2 protein-coding genes are annotated in these 1,052 nt (G+C 44.5%); both read right to left on the minus strand.

The window, feature by feature from the left end:
• Positions 1-361 precede the first annotated feature (361 nt).
• Positions 362-832, minus strand: coding sequence for a hypothetical protein (locus tag ACEU5R_RS31930; RefSeq protein ID WP_392413920.1), 471 nt, complete (start codon positions 830-832; stop codon positions 362-364).
• Between the two features lie 4 nt (positions 833-836).
• On the minus strand, positions 837-1,052 hold a 216-nt coding region (locus ACEU5R_RS31935; RefSeq protein ID WP_392413922.1), incomplete at its 5' end, for a hypothetical protein.

The raw sequence follows: 1,052 nt of genomic DNA on the forward strand, positions 1-1,052 counted from the left end.
TGAATCCGCCTGGCGCTGCGCCTGTCCGGTGAGGATGGCTTGGGCGTCCGCGATGCTGATCCCCTGCCGCTCGGCATAGATTGATGCTTTCTTGCGGATCAGCTCACCTTCTTCTTCGTGCTGCTGGCGGTTGTACATGTTCGCAACCGCCGCCCCACTGGCTCCGCTCACGCCTCCCGCCACCGTACCCGCCACAGCCTCCGCCACATGGCCCCTCGGAGCGCAGCGCAGCAGATTCGCTAAGGATTTGTTGTACTAAGACATCTCGCCGACAAAAATTTAGACAAACTCGACCGGTTCCGGGTGAATACCATCACAGTACAACCAGCCCCCAATCCATCGCGGCACATCCATATAAATATTAACAACCCATAGGGCCAACCACATCATTGGTAAAGTATCTAGTATTTATATCCATAGCAGGCTCCAACCCTCCATAAAAAACTCCAACATCAAATTCTTCCGATATTTTTTTAGCGTATTGATGCAGCTCTTTCATCAAATCATCAATACTTACATCCCCATCATCATCAAAAGATAATTCAACATCAATATTTACCCCATATTTCACAACCCTTAAAAGAACAGATTTAATTGACACCTTCTCTGAAACCACAAACCCATGAAACTCGCCAATTAGGCAAATATCGCCTCGGTTATCAATAACGTCATTAATTAAACTCTCACACATTTCAAAATCTTTCGATATTTCAATCTCACTTGATATATTGATATTTGAAATAAAACTCGCATTCATCTTCATTTTTCTCAGAAGAAGAAAAAGATTTTTTCTCGGAACCTCTTGAAAAACAACTTCGTATGATTCAGCCATGAAATCAATCCACAAATCCCTTAAAAGTTCTATCCATATTAAGACGAACCCCTCGCCTGTCAGGCAAGCGTTTCTCCAAGAATGAGACTCCCTGTTCATTAGTAACTTTCTTAAATTCTCCTGGAGCCCGTGCAATCTCTCGCAAATGTTTCATTGCTTGATCGTTCCATGTACTCATTGCCCCCGTTGTCTTCCCCCAAATCTCTGGATTTCTACCTGC

The sequence above is a fragment of the Achromobacter sp. 413638 genome, from assembly GCF_043119405.1.
GTDB lineage: Bacteria > Pseudomonadota > Gammaproteobacteria > Burkholderiales > Burkholderiaceae_B > Achromobacter.

Coding starts and splice junctions, on each gene's coding strand:
- ACEU5R_RS31930 (WP_392413920.1), bottom strand. CDS start 832: ATGGCTGAATCATACGAAGTTGTTTTTCAAGAGGTTCCGAGAAAAAAT.